Here is a 17,914-nt window from a genome sequence, read left to right on the forward strand (position 1 = left end):
TCAACTACCCGATGATGACCACCATGTTGCAGAGACTCTACCGCGTACAATTCGTTCTTTTGTCACTCTTGGCATTCTCGCTGCTGACGCTGAAGGCTCAGGCCGCCGAGATGATCCCGGCACCGCCGCAGATCGCGGCGACGGCCTACCTGGTGATGGATGCCGATAGCGGCGAGATACTTCTGGCCAAGGATGCCGAGCAGCGCTTTGCGCCGGCGAGCCTGACCAAGATGATGACCAGTTACATCGTCGAGTACGAGATCTCCCAAGGCAATATTGCCGAGGAGGATATGGTGCCGATCAGTGAAAAGGCCTGGCGTACCCAAGGCTCGCGCATGTTCGTGCGTGAGGGCACCCAGGTAAAGCTGGGCGATCTGCTGCAGGGGGTGGTGATCCAGTCCGGTAACGATGCCTCGGTGGCACTGGCCGAGTATATCGCCGGTGGTGAGCGCGCCTTTGCCGACCTGATGAACCAGCATGCCTCCAAACTCGGGCTGAAGAATACCCATTTCGAGAACGCCACCGGTCTGCCGCATGAGAACCACTACTCATCGCCGCACGATCTGGCGCTGATCGGACAGGCGCTGATTCAGCGCTTCCCCGAGCACTATGCGATCTATTCGCAGAAGTATTTCACTTACAACAAGATTCGCCAGCCCAACCGCAACCGCCTGCTCTGGCGTGACGATAGCGTCGACGGCATCAAGACCGGCCACACCGATGAGGCCGGCTACTGCCTGGTCGCCTCGGCCAAGCGCGACGGCATGCGCCTGATCTCGGTGGTGCTGGGTACCACCAGCGAAGAGGCGCGGGCACAGGAAACCCAGAAGCTGCTGGCCTATGCCTTCCGTTTCTACCGTACGCACCAGCTGTACAAGGCCAATCAGGTGCTGAATCAGTCGCGTATCTGGGGTGGAGCAAGCGACCAGCTGCGTCTGGGGCTGGATCAGGACTTGGCGGTGACTATCCCCCGTGGTCAGGTTGAGCAGCTGGAAGCTAACCTCGATCTCCAGGGCGTGATCAAGGCGCCGGTCGCCCGAGGTCAGCAGGTGGGCCGTGTGGTGGTCTCCCTTGATGGCAAAGAGGTGAAATCGGTTCCGCTGGTCGCACTGGATGATGTTCCAGAGGGTGGCTTCTTCAAGAAAATCTGGGACGAGATCCTGCTGTTCTTCACCAGCCTGTTCAACTGACTGTTCAACGGAGCGGCTGCCGCACTACAATATTTCTCAGACAATTCTGGGAATGGAGTCGGCGCATAATGGCTGGTGATATCGTCTATCTGAACGGCGAGTTCATCCCTGCGAGCGAAGCGAAAGTCTCGGTGTTTGACCGAGGCTTTCTGTTCGGCGACAGCGTGTATGAAGTCATACCCTTCTACCGAGGTGTTGGCTTTCGTCTCGATCAACATCTAAAGCGCCTGCGTCACAGCCTGTCGGCACTGCGAATTCCGCTTGAAAAAGAGTGGCAGGAGATGCTTGAAGAGCTGGTGCAGCGCAACGGCGGCGGAAATCTGTCGGTTTATCTGCAGATCACCCGCGGCGATGCCGGTCGACGTACCCCGGTGTACGACGAGTGGATGCAGCCGACGGTGTTTGCCTGCTGCAACCCGATCCGTAACATCTATGCGGCGGGGGCCGACAACATCGCCGGTATCCGCGTCATCGTTACCGCGGATCTGCGCTGGCACCGTTGCGATATCAAGGCCAACGGCCTGCTGCCCAATATACTGGTGCTGCAGCAGGCGCGAGAATCCGGTGCCGACGAGGCGCTGATGATCAGGGATGGCGTGCTGACGGAGGGCGGATCCTCCAACCTGTTTATAGTAAAGAACGGGGTGATTTTTACCCCGAAACTCAGTTCCGAGATCCTCGGCGGCACTACCCGCGAGCTGGTACTGGAGCTGGCCCGTGAGGCCGGTATCCCCTACCAGGAGACGGATCTGGGTTACGCACAACTGCTTGCGGCGGACGAGGTGTGGATATCCAGTTCGACGCGTGCCGTACTGCCGGTGCTGGAGGTGGATGGGCAGCATATCGGAGGGGGCGTCAAAGGCCCGCTCTGGTTGAGGATGTATGAGCTGTTCCGCCAATTTCACCATCAGTTGATGACCGGCGAGATGACTGGAGAGAAGCAATGAGCGATACGCCAGAAGCACCCAAGATCGAGTTCCCCTGTGAGAACTATCCGATCAAGGTGGTTGGCCACAATGAAAACGACTTTCGCGGTTTCGTCATCGAAACCGTGCAGATCCACGCTCCGGACCTGGATATCACCCAGGTCACGGTGAACGAGAGCCGCACCGGTAAATACCTGTCGGTACGACTGAAGATTACGGCGACCGGTGAGGAGCAGTTGAAACGCCTGCACGAGGACCTTAAGGCCTCCGGACGTGTGCAGACGGTACTTTGATGTCGATAGCCGATCAACTCATCGTCCGTACACTCGGCGTCCAGCCCTACGAGCCGACCTGGCGGCGGATGCAGGCGCTGACCGCCGAGCGTGACCCTCAGACCGTGGATGAGATCTGGCTGCTCGAGCATGAGCCAGTATTCACCCAGGGCCAGGCGGGCAAGCTCGAACATCTGCTCGATCCCGGCGAGATCCCGGTGATTCAGGCCGACCGAGGCGGTCAGGTCACCTATCATGGCCCCGGCCAGCTGCTGGCCTACCTGATGATCGACCTGCGTCGGCGCAAGCTTGGCGTGCGCGATACCGTCAGCCTGATGGAGAATGCAGTGGTCAGGGTGCTGGCCGATTTCGATATCCAGGCCTACCCGAAACCCGATGCACCCGGCGTCTATGTCGATGGCGCCAAGATCAGTTCACTGGGCTTGCGTGTGCGCCGCGGCTGCACCTTTCATGGCCTGGCGCTGAATCTGGACATGGACCTGAGTCCCTTTCTGCGTATAAACCCCTGCGGCTACGCCGGATTGCAGATGACGCAACTGAGTCTGCTCAGGCCCGATGCCGATATTGGCAGCGTCCCTGAACGGCTGTTGAATTACTTGATCGATCAGATCGGGTATACTTCTGTCTCTCGAACAACCAGTTGGAACGATTAGGTATATGGCAGACTCCAGCGAAAAAAGCCCCCAGCGTGTCGAGCAGGGTGTCAAACTGCGCGGCGCAGACAAGGTTGCACGCATTCCGGTCAAGGTGATCCCGACCGAGAAGGATGAGATGCCGCGTAAACCCGACTGGCTGCGCGTGCGCATGGGAAACAACGCCGAAGTGAAGCGGATCAAGTCCAAGCTGCGCGAACACAAGCTGGCGTCGGTCTGCGAAGAGGCCAGCTGCCCCAACCTGGGCGAGTGCTTCAGCCACGGTACCGCCACCTTCATGATCATGGGCGATATCTGCACCCGCCGCTGCCCGTTCTGTGACGTGGCCCACGGCCGTCCCAACGAACTGGCCAAGGACGAGCCGCGTGAACTGGCGGAAGCGATCGCCGACATGGGGCTGCGCTACGTGGTGATCACCTCGGTGGACCGGGACGATCTGCGTGACGGCGGTGCCCAGCACTTCGCCGAGTGCATCCGCGAAACCCGCGAGCGTTGCTCCAGCATTCAGATCGAAACCCTGGTGCCGGACTTCCGCGGTCGCATGGATATCGCACTGGAGATCCTGAACCAGACCCCTCCCGATGTGTTCAACCACAACCTGGAGACGGTGCCCCGGCTGTACAAACAGGTGCGTCCGGGCGCTGATTACGCCTGGTCGCTGGAGCTGCTTAAGCGCTACAAGGCGCTGCAGCCCAACGTGCGCACCAAGTCCGGCCTGATGGTCGGTGTCGGTGAGAGCAACGAGGAGATCGTCGAGGTGCTGAAGGACCTGCGCGCGCACAGCGTCGACATGGTCACCATCGGCCAGTACCTGCAGCCGAGCCGCAACCACCTGCCGGTGGATCGTTTCGTGACGCCTGACGAGTTCAAGGAGTTTGAACGGGTCGCCCACGAACTGGGCTTTACCCATGTCGCCAGTGGTCCGCTGGTACGCTCCTCCTATCACGCCGATCTGCAGGCAAAAGGGGAGAAGGTGGGCTGAGCCTCCCCGCTCCCGTATCGTTCTGAAAGACGCGCCCGATGGCGCGTTTTTTATTCCCCTTCTTCCGAATCAACACCTGTTTGTCATCGCTGGCTGGCAGGCTTCGTCTTTGAAAGCTTAGGAAAGAGTCTGCGTCGGGCTTATTCCCAATGGATATGAACTATGTTGCAATGCAGCATGGCGTCGGATGCACTATTTGCCCTGCGTAATTGAACTGGTATGAAAGGAGTGAAGCTGAATGAGCCTGAGTATGAGTCTGGAGGGCAAGCGTGGGGTAATACTGGGCATAGCCAACCGCCACAGTATCGCTTATGGCTGTGCCGAGGTCATGGCGGAGCTGGGGGCCCAGCTCTGTATCACCTATCTCAATGAGAAATCAAAGCCCTACGTACAACCGCTGGCGGACGAACTCGGCGCTGAACTCCTGCTGCCCTGTGATGTGTCCGTTGACGGGGAGCTGGAGGCGGTGTTTCACGAGATGGAGAAAAGGTGGGGGACGATCGACTTCGCCGTTCACTCCATCGCCTGGTCGCCGCTGGAGGAGCTGCATGGACGTCTGGTCGACAGCAGTGCCGAAGGCTTCTGCAAGGCGATGGATATCTCCTGCCACTCTTTCGTGCGCATGGCACGCCAGTCACAGCGGCTGATGCCGGATGGCGGTACGCTGCTGACCATGAGCTACGAGGGCGCCGAGAAGGTGGTCGAGCACTATAACCTGATGGGACCGATCAAGGCGGCGCTGGACAGTTGTGCCCGTTATCTGGCAGCGGAACTGGGTGAACAGCAGGTGCGGGTGCACTCGATCTCGCCCGGCCCGATGCCGACGCGGGCGGCCTCCGGTATCGACCATTTCGACGAGCTGATGGAGGATGCGACCAGCAGATCGCCGCTACGTCGTTTGAGCACTCCGGAGGAGGTGGGTGCACTGGCGGCCTTTCTGGTCAGCGATATGGGGAGGGGCCAGACCGGCAACCGTATCTTTGTCGATGCCGGCCGTCACTTGATCGGTTGAGCTCAGACTGGAGGGGTTACAACCCCTCCAGTTCCAGTCCGGGGCGGCCGATCAGGTAGCCCTGGGCGTAATCGATTCCCGCTTCTTTGACCAGCGCCAGTACCTCTTCGGTTTCCACGAACTCCGCCACGGTCTGCACATTCAGCTCCTTGGCCAGTTGGGTGATGCTGGTTACAAATGCCATATCGCGCTGGTCGTTGGCCATGTTGGCGATGAACTCCCCCTCGATCTTGACGAAGTCGATCGGCAGGTACTTCAGGTAGTGGAAGGAGGAGAAGCCGGAACCGAAATCGTCGATCGCCAGCTGGTAGCCCTGGTCTTTCAGGCTCTGCACGAACTTCTCCAGCAGGGACATGTTCTTCACCGTGTCGCGCTCGGTGATCTCGAACACCACACGGTTCGGCTCGATGTCGTACTGCTTCACCAGCGAGCGGATCTTGAGCAGGAAGTCCGCCACCAGTACCGAACGCGGCGACAGGTTGATAAAGATCAGGCCATCGTAGCCGGTACGGCGTACCGTTTCGAACGCCTTCTCGGTGACGATGTAGTCGATCATATGGATACGTCCCATCGACTCGGCGATCTCGATGAATTCGGCGGCGCTCATCAACTGATCGCCAGGCAACTGGATACGGCTGAGCACCTCGACCGCCCGCTGGCCGCCGGCTAGCGGGCTGATTGGCTGGAACGCGGGCAGGATGCTGCGCTCCTCGATCGCCTTGTTCACCAGCAGGCTCTTTTCGTTCATGTCGCGGAAGATGTCGGCCAGATCCTGGTCGTGGGGCAGGGCGATACGGTCCTTGCCCATCGACTTGGCGCGATACATCAGGTTGTCGACGAACATGAACAGGTCCTTGCGGTTGTCGGCATGGTCGGGATAGATGCCGACGCCGATGGAGCAGGTGGCGCTGGTGGTCGCGTTGTTCTCCAGTTGCAGGCGATAGTTTTGCACCGTGTGCAGCAGTCGGTCGGCCAACTCACTGGCGGCCTCCAGCGTGGCTTCCGGCAGTACCACGACGAACTCATCGCCGCCGTAACGTGCCAGCACCGTGCCGGTTTCGAGCTGCTGATGCATCACCTCGGACAGGCCGGACAGCAAGCGGTCGCCGCAGGCATGGCCGTAGCCGTCATTGATCGCCTTGAAGTTGTCCAGGTCGATCAGCAGCATGGCGGTTTTGTAGCCATGCCGGGAGCTGCGGTCGAGCTCGTAATCGAGCAGCTCCCAGAACATGCGCTGGTTGTACAGGTTGGTTAGCGGATCACGGGTGGCGTAGTACTCCAGATCCCGGGTGTATTTGTAGATCGCCTTGACCGAGCCGACCACGTTGAGCAGGGTCGACAGGATGCTCTCGATCACCAGCAGTTTGGTCTGATCGCGAATGGTATCGGCCTGTACTCCGATGCCGACGATACCGCCGATCTTCGGCGTCTCCACCAGCAGGGATTTCACCTGCAGGTCGATCTCCTCCTCGCTCAGGTTCAGGCTGCCGCCGGAGGAGTTGGCGATATTGTGGCGGATCTTGAACTCGCCATGACCAAACAGGTGCGAGTGGTCGCGCAGGCGCTGGACCACCGAGCGTTCCATCATCGTCCTGCTCTGATCGGTCGGTGTCGTGAGCCAGAAGATCTCCAGGTCGAACAGCTCCTCGTCCACCTTGAAGATCGAGAACATGGTGTAGATCTGGATCACCTGATTGATGTCGAGCATCAGCGCGTTGACGTACTCGCGCCAGTCGCGCACGACCTCGGAGGTGATCACACACTTCTCCAGCAGACGGATCTCGAACTCGAGCAGGTCCTTGTCCACGGCAATGGAATGCAGCTTGCCGGCCAGGTTGGATACCTGGCCGAAGATGCTGTTCAGTTCACGGAAACGGAACTGGTGATCGTGCCGGTTCAAGCCAGTGAGGTCCTGCAGCGACTCCACTTGGCTAATACTGTCGGTGAGCTGATCCAGTGACTGATTGACGCTGCGGGAAATGGTACGTACCGACCAGAACGCCAGCAGCAGCGGCAGCGGTGCGAGTCCCAGCATGTAGAGCAGCAACTGCTTGTTGGCAGCGGCGATCTGCGGTGCCAGATTCTGCCGTACCTCGATCAGCCCGAGCGTATCGCCCACCTTGGCGTTGGTATGGCAAGCGGTGCAGACCGTGCGCGCCTGCAAGGGGTACAGGGTGCGCAGATGGTCATTGCTCATCTGTTCGATAATTTCGCCACTTTCGAGAGCATTGTTCATGGCCAGGTCGAAAGCGGGTTGCTCGATGGTACCGAACTTCTCGATCACCATCGGACCGCGCAACACCGACACCTTGAGGTCTTCGTCCGAGCCGCTGTTCTCCAGTTGGCTGACAAACTGTTTCAATTGATCACGCGTCCAGCCCTGGCTCATGATCAGGTACATGGCGTTGAACGTGGTTTCCGCGACACTTCGAGCCACCAACTTGCCGCTGTGACGTACACTGGACTGATAGGCCTGGCTGGCCATCAGCAGAATCAGACCGAAGCCCAGTGCCGAGAACAATAGTGTGCGCTGGACAAGGTAGCGGCGAATTGTCGGTGTGTGTCTCATCTTCCTTCCGGGAATCTCTGGGCTTGTAAGGGTTCCATTCTGGCGGCCGCGATCATGCTGACTGTCGCCTGCGTAAAGCCAGGATAACTGCGGGATAATACCTGTAGGTCAGTGTAAAAGACTCCGATACCCGACAGTTGTTTGATATCGATCAATAAGGGTCCGCTATGTCGGTATGGTGAAGAATTGATGGGGATATGGCCATTTGCTGGATGGGGAGCAGGTTGAAAGTCAAAAAACGGTTGGTTAGTATTTGAACGCATGTCTCCGTCAGGAGACTGAATGGATGCAAAATCTCGAACGCGCTCCGGATAGAGCGTAGATAACGGCAATCGACAGGCTAGGGATAGCTCACAGGCCGGCATGGACGTAATGGCAAAAGATCAGACAGCTCAGTGCGAGCAGGGTACCGTTAACGATACGGGAATCCTGTGCTTGGCGATAGTTCTCAAATTCCACAAACTCCCCTCCGATCTCGGCCAGCTGCAACATCAATTTAATCTGGGTGGCAAACCGGTCGATACCCTGTCTTTGGTTCGAGCTGCTAAACAACAAGGCCTGAAAGCCCGTGAAGTGGTTGTGAAACCTGATCGCCTATCCAAAGTGTCGCTTCCGGCAATTGGGCAAAATCAATCTGGGCAGTTCTTCGTTCTTGCCAAGGTGACGGATGATCAGGTACTGCTGCAACGCCCGGGCCGGGCGCCTCAGACATTATCCAGAGACAGTTTTCTGAAAGAGTGGACCGGAACGCTCGTGCTTGCGACCCGGCGGGCCGGAATTGAGGAAAATGCCCGCGCCTTTGACCTTACGTGGTTTATCCCCGCTCTCTACAAATATCGACACATCTTCGCTGAGGTGTTGTCGGCTTCATTCTTTCTTCAGCTGTTTGCGCTGGTATCGCCGCTGTTCTTCCAGGTCGTTGTCGACAAGGTTTTGGTGCATGGTGGATTGACCACGCTTGATGTCCTCGTTATCGGGCTCCTCGGTATTACATTGTTCGAGGTGGTGCTGGGTGGACTGAGAACCTATATTTTTTCCCACACGACGAGCCGTGTCGATGTAGAACTGGGTACACGTCTATTCCGCCACCTGCTCTCCCTTCCGCTCAACTATTTCGGGTCGCGACCAATAGGCCAAACTGTCGCCAGGGTCCGAGAGCTGGAGACAATTCGCGACTTCCTGACTGGCTCGGCGTTGACCGTTGTTCTCGATCTGCTGTTCACCTTCGTCTTTCTCGGCGTGATGCACTACTACAGCCCCACGCTGACCTGGGTCGTGCTCGGTGCCATACCTTTCTACATAGCCCTGTCACTTCTGATTACTCCGGTGCTGCGGCGTCGGGTCGAGGAAAAGTTCCAGCGCGGGGCAACCAATCAGTCATTTCTGGTGGAGTCGGTGGCAGGGATCGAAACCCTGAAATCGATGGCGGTAGAGCCCCAAATGCGCCGGCACTGGGAGGAGCAGCTTGCGGCCTATGTGAAATCGTCGTTCCGAGCGATGCAGATCGGACTTATCGGTAATCAAGGCGTTGCACTGATCAACAAGCTTGTCGCGACGATTACGTTATGGGTTGGTGCCCGCCTGGTGATCGATGGTGATATCAGCGTGGGGCAACTGATCGCATTCAATATGCTGGCGGGGCAGGTCAATGGGCCTATCCTGCGCTTGGCGCAGCTCTGGCAACAGTTCCAACAGATGCGGATCGCCATCGACAGACTGGGCGATGTACTGGACTGCCCCAGGGAGGCGGAGCAGGTCAGCCGTACCCGGATGCCGCCGATCAAGGGGGAGGTTAGATTCGAATATGTGACCTTTCGCTACAAGGCCGATGGCCCGGAGATACTGCGGAATCTGTCGTTCAGCATTCCGCCCGGAAAGGTGGTGGGCGTGGTCGGACGCTCCGGGTCGGGTAAAAGTACGCTGACCAAGTTGGTCCAGCGCCTCTACATGCCCCAGTCGGGGCGTGTGTTGGTAGACGGTGTCGATCTTACATTGGTCGATCCTGCCTGGCTGCGACGTCAGGTCGGGGTAGTCCTGCAAGACAGCATGTTGTTCAACCGAACGGTCCGCGAAAACATCGCGCTCGCCGATCCGTCCCTGTCGATGGAGCGCATCGTTCATGCGGCCCATATGGCCGGCGCCCACGATTTTATCCTCGGACTGCCCCAAGGGTACGACACGGTACTCGAAGAGCGCGGCAGCAACCTTTCCGGCGGCCAGCGGCAGCGTATAGCCATCGCCCGTGCTCTGGTGACGGACCCGCGTATCCTGATATTTGATGAAGCGACAAGCGCTCTGGATTACGAATCCGAACGCATCATTCAAGAAAACATGAAGCAGATATGCCGGGGGCGCACGGTTATCGTCGTGGCGCACCGGCTGTCCGCGGTCCGTCAGGCCGACTGCATCCTGGTCATGGACAAGGGAATATTGATCGAAGCCGGTGATCATCAGGAACTTATTCAGCAGCAAGGTGTGTATGCACACTTGCATCGACAACAGGCGGCATAGGCGATGATTGCTCGATTGTCCTATCTGAGAACATTGTTGAGAAACGAGCATATCGGCAGTGGGCGATTTGCGCGTAGTAGGGATGAACTGGAGTTTCTGCCGGCCGCATTGGAGGTGCTTGAAACACCGGCTTCGCCCCTTGGCCGTTCGGTGGCGCTAATGATCGGGCTGCTGATGATACTCCTGCTGGTCTGGGCCTACTGGGGAGAGATCGATACCGTCGCGGTCGCGCGGGGGAAACTGGTGCCGGGCGGCCAGGTGAAGGTTGTGCAACCGATAGAGCTTGGTGTGGTGCGGGCGATTCATGTTACCGACGGGCAGCATGTCAACGCTGGTCAACTACTGGTCGAGCTGGACCCAACGGAAAGCGAAGTGAGCAAGGACAGGATCATCCAGGCATTGAACGATGCCCGTATCGAAGCACGCCGTCTTGAGGTGACATTACGGCGTTTGGAGGGCGAGCCGGCCGAACTGCTTATGTTGCCGGATACCGACCCGATACGCTTCCGGGAGCAGCAGCACAAGCTGCAAGCCGACCTGAACGAGTATCGCGCCAGATTGGCGGCGCTGGAAAGCGAGCGACGTCAGGTTGAAGCACAATACAGGGCCGGACAGGCCGAGGTAGCCAGGCTGCAAGCGCTGTTGCCCATCGTCGAGGAGCAGGAGCAGGCATTCCGTACCCTGATGGAGCAAAAGGTAGGGGCTCGGCTTCGCTGGCTCGACGCCAGGCGCGACCTGATCGAGCAGCAGCAGGATCTGGCTGTACAGCAACATCAGTTGCAGGAACTGAATGCCATGTCTCAAGCGATTCAGGACAGGAGCAGACAGCTTCAGGAGAGCTTCCGCAAGAGCGTCGTCGGGGAGCGTTTGAATGCGCTGGAACAGATCGCTCAAGCAGAGCTGGAACTGAAGTCGGCGGAAACGCGAGAGCGCAGAAACAGGCTGCTGTCTCCGGTTGATGGCGTAGTCGAGGCGTTGGCTGTTCATACCGTCGGTGGCGTCGTCAGACCCGCCGATGAACTCATGAAGATCGTACCCGACGATGCGCCTCTTGAGGTGGAGGCGATGCTACTCAATAAGGATGTCGGATTTGTTCACCAAGGACAGAAGGTCGAGGTCAAGGTGGATAGCTTTCCCTTTACCAAATATGGGGTGATCGATGGCGAGGTCTTGAAACTGTCGTCAGATGCGAAGGTCGCTGACAAGCAGGGCTTGATATATCCGGTTCGGGTTTCGATTGATAAATCGAGCATGCATGTTGATGACTATGATGTTGCACTTAAATCAGGGATGGCAGTTAGTGCGGAAATTAAAACTGGGCGAAGGAAGTTGATTGAATTTTTCTTGGCACCGTTTTTACGGTATACGAGTGAATCTTTAAGGGAAAGATAAATATAATTTGTTTCAATATTTAGAGATGTATTTGATGATTGTGTTCTTAAAAAATATTTTTTATGGCTTTTATGATGGCCGTTATTATAGGTATTTACTATTTCAGTTTAGGAGTTCTTTGGTGTGTTGAAGATGATTTTTATGATGCATTATTTGCAAGCATATAAATCATGTGTTGAAAATAGTGGTGACGCTAAAATTAGGGGTGAAAGTTTCGATGAAGTGCAGATGGATAGCACTATTTTAGTGGAGACTATATGCGTACATTAATAATTCTTTGTTTATTGATATGGAATCCTTCAGCTTTCTCACAGCAAGCTGATGATAACGGAGGGATTTCTGAAGAGGTCCGAGATGCTTTGTATTCTGAGGGTATGCAAGAAGCGGTTTATACCATAGACAATTTGGATAATCCAAGTGGTGATGAGGTGTTTTTGGCTTTATATCTTGTTAGTGAATTTAAATTTAATACATCAAGATTGAATTTTTATAAGAGTAATGAGGTATATAAGAAATCTACTTCGTACAAGTTGAATTACTATTTCACTAATCTTCCTAATTTGAATAAAGAAGAGGTTGAAGATTTAAATCATATCGCAAAAGACAACCAATTTGCTGAAAAGTTAAAATACCTTCGTGAATTTTCTAAAGTAGGTGGTGGTGATGACCTTGTTAGGGTTACTAATGCTATTCCTAGGAACTTTCTGTCACATGAAGGGGATAATCTTGTTTACTATTTGTTTAGTCACATATACTCGGGATTTATACTGTTTTACTATAAAAGATATGAAATGATTTGTGATGGTTTTCATACTGCGTCTCCACGATTTTTTATTTTTGACAAGTTCTTTTATATTAATGAAATGAAATGTGGATTCAATCAAGAAGATGTGGACTTGTTCTCATTAGCGCTACCGATTGATTCTGATCCAAAGGAGATTGTCAAATTATCGGATAGTCAGATCGATCGGATGCATGAGTATTGGAAGGAAAGGTTGGATCCAGTTATTTGGAATAAGTATTTTGATAACGATATCTGTAGTGATCGATATTCTTTGTCGAACAGAAAATTTAAGATTTGCCATATGTTGTCACCAACTTCTAATAACAATTGTGCATTATCATTTTGGAGTGATATTGATAATTCTGTTACTGGAGGGGGTAGAAATAAGTGGAGGGATTCAAAAGGTTTTAATAGCTGTAAGGACGAAGTAATAAAGGAATATGTCGGAGGTTGAAATGGCTGAGTTTGGTGGGAGAAAAATACTTGGAAAACAACTTTTGTCTACGCTTAAGGACCTTAATGATAAGGTAGACGATGCATATAGTGTGTCAACTAAGAGCCTGACGAAAGCTCAAGATTTTGCAGAAGAAAATGGGCTTTCTTTTTCAAATGAGTTCGGGTTTGTGGATGATGCTATAGTCGTATATGGCACGATTGCTGCTGAACGATATGGTATTGACGAGTCTCTGGTCGATAAGGTGTCAATACCGGCGTTGGGAATGGTTGCACGTATATATGAAGGTGAAACATCTAGTGCATCTCGGGTTCATATGGGAGATATAGAGAGGCAAATATATGCGGAAACTATAGAAAGAGTAAAGGAGGCTAACCCAGGTATAAGTATTGGAGAGTTGGCGGCGGAATCGTATTCAGAATATAGCAGCATAAGCCGTCAGGGCTATCCTAATACTCTAGGCATAGGATATGAAGGGTTTGGCGGCACTTTATCGCATGAACTTGATACAGATGCCGATGGTGTTCCTGACGAATTAAATTTAGATTTAAATTATAACTTAGATAACCTATTCGGTTTTGATTCGGCCATATCAATTGAGGAAGCATCCGATCTGGCTGAAGATGCCATAGATGAAGAAGAAGCCGCCTCTTCCTACGAAAGTAGCTCGGATGGTGGGAACTATGATGGCGGCACCTCCGGAAGTGGTTGGGATGGTTTCGAAGGTGACTTTGGCACGGGAGGGTTTGACGCTAGTGGTTATGCTCCTGTAGCGCTCGACCTGGACGGTGATGGAGTTGAGCTAGTGTCACCGGACGAGTCCTCGGCAAGTTACGATGTCGATGGAGATGGCTACCGAGAATCGACCGGCTGGGTCGGGCCGGACGATGGGATATTAGCCTTCGACAAGTATAGCGATGGAACGATCAACCAGACCGATGAGATCGTATTTACCGGTTATAAAGAGGGTGCGACGACGGACCTGGAGGGACTTACCGCATTTGATTCGAATGGTGACGGTCAGCTTAGCGCAGCGGACAATAGCTGGAGCCAGTTCGGCGTTTGGCAGGACAAGGACCAGGACGGCGAGGTTGACGACGGAGAGTTTACCGGCCTGGATGAGGCGGGGATCAGTTCGATCTCCCTCGAATCCGACAATGTCGCATATGAGCAGGTTGGCAATGTCGTTAACGGTACCGGCAGCTATATCGGAGACGATGGCTCGGTAGGACTTTTGGGCGATGTTTCACTGAACTATATCGATGCCCAATCAACTGACCTGCCGACGGGTACTACCGATCCCCGTTCCGGATCCATCGCGTCTACCAACCATGCTTTGGATATCGATGTCGAAACCGACGGGATACTGGGGACTAATTCAAACGATTCTCTTAGTGCTGACGGCAGTACATCAGTCTTTATGCACGGGGGCGATGGTGATGACACGCTCACCGGTGGCGCCGGCCATGATGTTCTGATTGGCGGTAATGGGGCTGACAGCCTCAGTGCGGGTGCCGGTAACGACATACTCGGTATAGACAGTACTGACACCGGTGTAGATGGCGGCAGCGGTATCGACGCGGCCTATGTATTGGACGATGACGGTGTTTCTCTTGATCTCGGAAGCTCGAATATCGAAGTGGCCGTAGGCGGTAGCGGTAATGACACGTTCTCCACCAGCTCCACGACCGCCGTTACGCTGAATGGCATGGATGGTCAGGATACGCTTTCAGGTGGTCGTGGGGATGATCTGATACTGGGTGGCAGCGGGGCGGATACCCTGTCGGGCGGAGATGGCGATGACGTGCTGATTGGTGGGGCAGGAGCCGATCGCCTGAACAGTGGTAACGGGCACGATGTGCTGTATATCGACAGCAGCGATACCCTCGTTGATGGTGGTGCAGGTTTCGATCAAGTGTTGGTTGCAGACAGTCAGGGTGTCTCTCTTGATCTTGGTACCGGCAATATTGAACTTGCGATTGGTGGTGCCGGCAACGATACCTTTACGGCAACCGGCTCATCGTCTGTCACGATTGCCGGCGCCGATGGCAATGACACTATATCGGGATCCGAATTCTCGGATCGCCTTTACGGCGGCAGTGGTGACGACAACCTGACCGGTAACGCCGGTGACGACGCTCTGTTTGGCGGAGCGGGTGCAGATACTCTGGCAGGTGGTGCTGGTGACGATCTTCTGATCGGTGGTGCCGGTTCAGATACTCTGCTTGGTGGTACCGGGCATGATGTTTTGGGGATTGATGCCGACGACCTTCAGGCCAACCTCGACGGTGGAGCGGGGGTCGATATGGCCGTTGTTACCGACGAGCGCAGCGTGACCTTCGATTTGGGCGCTGCCAATGTGGAGATCGCCATCGGTAATACCGGCGACGACCAGTTCAGTACCAGTGGTGCCGACGCGGTACTCATTGATGGAGGTGCCGGCAGCGACAGCATCAGTGGTGGCAGTGGTGATGACATCCTCTTCGGTAATACCGGGAACGATCTGTTGGCCGGCAATGATGGCGCCGATCTGCTGATCGGTGGTGAGGGCTCCGATACCCTGCTGGGCGGTGCCGGCGATGACCTGCTGGGCATCGATGCCGATGATCAGCAAGCTAACCTCGACGGTGGCGCGGGGGTTGATATGGCAGTGGTGACCGACGAGCGTGGTGTGACCTTTGACCTGGGCGCTGCCAACGTGGAGATCGCCATCGGTAATACGGGAGACGACCAATTCAGTACCATTAGTGCCGAAACGGTGCTAATCGATGGCGGCGCCGGTAACGACAGCATCAGTGGCGGCAGCGGTGACGATATCCTAATCGGTAACGCCGGGAACGATCTGCTGTTTGGCAACGATGGCGCCGATCTGCTGATTGGTGATGTGGGATCCGATACTCTGCTGGGCGGTGCCGGCGATGACCTGCTGGGCATCGACGCCGACGATCAGCAGGCCAACCTTGACGGTGGTGCCGGTGTCGATATGGCCGTGGTGACCGACGAGCGCGGCGTGACCTTCGACCTGGGCGCTGCCAACGTGGAGATCGCCATCGGTAACACCGGCGACGACCAGTTCAGTACCAGCACTGCAGACTCCATCCTGGTCGATGGTGGTGCCGGTAATGACAGCATTAGTGGCGGCAGTGGAGAGGATCTCCTGTTAGGTAGCTTGGGCGACGATCTGCTGGCCGGTAACGACGGTTCTGACCTGCTGATTGGTGGTGCAGGCTCCGATACCCTGCTTGGTGGTGCAGGCAACGATATTCTGGGTATCGACGCCGATGATTTGCAATCCAACCTCGACGGTGGTGAGGGTATAGACATGGCCGTCGTTACCGGCGAGCGCGGCGTAACCTTCGACCTCGGAGCGGCGGATGTCGAGATTGCCGTTGGCAACGTTGGCGATGATTATTTCAGCACCAGCACGGCAGACGCAATTCTGGTAGACGGTGGCGCCGGTAATGATCGTATCCATGGAGGTGATGGAGAAGACTTCCTTTTGGGTGGCGAAGGCACCGACGATCTGAACGGGCACGGCGGCGATGACTGGCTGAGTGGCGACAGTGGAGCGGATCGCCTCGAAGGCGGTGAAGGTATCGATACCGCATCGTACTACGGCAGTGATTCGGCCGTAACGGTAAATTTGACGACAGGCTTGGGAATTGGTGGTCATGCCGAAGGCGATCAGTTGGCGAATATCGAGAATCTGGTTGGTTCACAGTGGGACGACCATCTGATCGGAGACGACCTGGCCAATCGTCTGGTTGGTGATGACGGAGTTGACCATCTCGAAGGATTGGCCGGAGATGATTGGTTGAATGGTGGAATAGGGGCCGATGTCATCGATGGTGGTGCCGGTATCGATACCGCGGACTTTGAAGGCAGTACCGCTGGAGTGGAGGCCGACCTGTCCGCCGGTGTCGGTTCAGCTGGTGATGCTGCCGGCGATACCTATATCTCGATAGAGAATATGCATGGCTCCGAGCATGACGATCGTCTGTTTGGCGACGATGGCGCCAACCTGATCGACGGCTATCTTGGCAATGACCATATAGAGGGCCGCGGTGGTAACGATGTCTTGCTGGGCAATGACGGCGATGACTACCTTGATGGCGGGGTCGGTGATGACCTGCTCCAAGGCGGTGCAGGCGATGATTGGTTGATCGGCCGTACGGGCGCCGATGTGCTCGATGGCGGTGAAGGACAGGATACCGCCGATTACAGCTGGAGCACCCGTGGAGGCTTCAAAGTCGATCTTGCCAACGGCTCTCTGGCAGGTCCTGATGCTCGGAAGGATATCTTGATCAGTATCGAAAACATAAAGGGAACGACCAAAGTCGATTTCATCTACGGCGACAACGGTAGCAACGTCCTGGATGGATACCTCGGCGATGACAGGTTGTACGGGCGAAAGGGTAACGACAGCCTGATTGGTGGCCAGGGTCATGATCGTCTCTATGGCGGAGAGGGCGATGATCGGCTCGACGGTGGTGCCGATAGGGACCGCTTGTACGGTGAAGCGGGCGACGACGTGCTGCTTGGCGGCGGCGGTGATGACAGGCTCTACGGGGGAGATGGTAACGATGTACTGCATGGCGGTGCAGGATCCGATCGCCTCTATGGCGGTGCCGGACAGGACACCTTCATTTTTAACCGAGGGGATGGTCATGACCGAATCGGAGTCGCGGAAGGGTACGATGCGATGCCAAAAGGCAGGAAGACCGCTCCGCAGGATGCAGATACTCTCGGTTTTGGAGAGGGTATAGGCAAGGAAGACCTCTGGTTCGAGCGAAGCGGACAGGACCTGGAGATCGATATTATTGGCTCCGATGATCACGTATCACTGGAGGACTGGTTCGCCGCTCAGGGCGATAGGGTAGGTATGATCGAACTGGCATCGGGGGAGCGGCTGGTTGCCGGCAACGTGCAGCAACTCATCGATGCAATGGCAGGATTTGATCCAGAAGCCGGTTCCATCGATACCAACGCATACGGGGACAGAAGGGAGAGTGTGCAGTCGGTCATTGCCGCCAGTTGGCAAGCTGCTTAAGTACGCCCGACTGAACAGGACAGCAGTAAACACCCATCCCGCCAGGATATTCCGGTGGGATGGGCTGTACCAATAACATCTCTTCTCTTGCTCCAATA

The 17,914-nt window shown here is 55.6% G+C and carries 11 protein-coding genes; 10 read left to right on the forward strand and 1 reads right to left on the reverse strand.

What is annotated here, in order from left to right:
* Nucleotides 1–23 precede the first annotated feature (23 nt).
* The 6 genes from IEX40_RS16570 to fabI all read left to right on the forward strand — a co-directional run bounded on the left by IEX40_RS16570 (nucleotide 24) and on the right by fabI (nucleotide 5,056).
* Nucleotides 24–1,190: a D-alanyl-D-alanine carboxypeptidase family protein gene (locus IEX40_RS16570; protein WP_188750297.1), complete on the forward strand. Its 1,167-nt coding sequence runs from the start codon at nucleotides 24–26 to the stop codon at nucleotides 1,188–1,190.
* 68 nt (nucleotides 1,191–1,258) lie between these two features.
* The gene (locus IEX40_RS16575; RefSeq protein WP_188750300.1) at nucleotides 1,259–2,137 is read left to right on the forward strand and encodes a D-amino acid aminotransferase; all 879 of its coding nucleotides are present in this window, start codon (nucleotides 1,259–1,261) and stop codon (nucleotides 2,135–2,137) included.
* Entirely contained in the window at nucleotides 2,134–2,409 is a 276-nt protein-coding gene (locus IEX40_RS16580; RefSeq protein ID WP_188750302.1) for an HP0495 family protein, read from the forward strand. The genes IEX40_RS16575 and IEX40_RS16580 overlap by 4 nt, the downstream gene beginning before the upstream one ends.
* Nucleotides 2,409–3,062, forward strand: coding sequence for a lipoyl(octanoyl) transferase LipB (gene lipB / locus IEX40_RS16585; RefSeq protein WP_188750304.1), 654 nt, complete (start codon nucleotides 2,409–2,411; stop codon nucleotides 3,060–3,062). The genes IEX40_RS16580 and lipB overlap by 1 nt, the downstream gene beginning before the upstream one ends.
* Before the next feature lie 4 nt (nucleotides 3,063–3,066).
* A complete protein-coding gene (gene lipA / locus IEX40_RS16590) occupies nucleotides 3,067–4,044 on the forward strand; it encodes a lipoyl synthase (protein ID WP_188750306.1) in 978 nt (325 codons plus the stop codon).
* A 238-nt stretch (nucleotides 4,045–4,282) separates the two neighbouring features.
* Nucleotides 4,283–5,056 (forward strand): enoyl-ACP reductase FabI, encoded by a 774-nt coding sequence (gene fabI, locus IEX40_RS16595; RefSeq protein ID WP_188750308.1) that lies wholly within the window; start codon nucleotides 4,283–4,285, stop codon nucleotides 5,054–5,056.
* 16 nt (nucleotides 5,057–5,072) lie between these two features.
* Here fabI and IEX40_RS16600 read toward each other — a convergent pair whose 3' ends face one another.
* Complete coding sequence (locus IEX40_RS16600) at nucleotides 5,073–7,625, reverse strand: putative bifunctional diguanylate cyclase/phosphodiesterase (protein ID WP_188750309.1); 2,553 nt, start codon at nucleotides 7,623–7,625, stop codon at nucleotides 5,073–5,075.
* A 372-nt stretch (nucleotides 7,626–7,997) separates the two neighbouring features.
* On the opposite strand from IEX40_RS16600, the gene IEX40_RS16605 reads away from it, so the two are divergent.
* From IEX40_RS16605 to IEX40_RS16620, 4 genes are all read left to right on the forward strand, one after another.
* A complete protein-coding gene (locus tag IEX40_RS16605; protein WP_188750311.1) occupies nucleotides 7,998–10,136 on the forward strand; it encodes a type I secretion system permease/ATPase in 2,139 nt (712 codons plus the stop codon).
* Nucleotides 10,137–10,139: 3 nt separating this feature from the next.
* Nucleotides 10,140–11,528 (forward strand): HlyD family type I secretion periplasmic adaptor subunit, encoded by a 1,389-nt coding sequence (locus IEX40_RS16610; protein ID WP_268235810.1) that lies wholly within the window; start codon nucleotides 10,140–10,142, stop codon nucleotides 11,526–11,528.
* Between the two features lie 257 nt (nucleotides 11,529–11,785).
* Nucleotides 11,786–12,766, forward strand: coding sequence for a hypothetical protein (locus tag IEX40_RS16615; RefSeq protein ID WP_188750315.1), 981 nt, complete (start codon nucleotides 11,786–11,788; stop codon nucleotides 12,764–12,766).
* A 316-nt stretch (nucleotides 12,767–13,082) separates the two neighbouring features.
* Nucleotides 13,083–17,816 (forward strand): SPM autocatalytic domain-containing protein, encoded by a 4,734-nt coding sequence (locus IEX40_RS16620; RefSeq protein WP_505712067.1) that lies wholly within the window; start codon nucleotides 13,083–13,085, stop codon nucleotides 17,814–17,816.
* The last annotated feature ends 98 nt before the right edge of the window (nucleotides 17,817–17,914 follow it).

Origin of the sequence: Marinobacterium zhoushanense, from assembly GCF_014641945.1 — a bacterium.
GTDB classification, from domain to species: Bacteria; Pseudomonadota; Gammaproteobacteria; order Pseudomonadales; family Balneatricaceae; genus Marinobacterium_D; species Marinobacterium_D zhoushanense.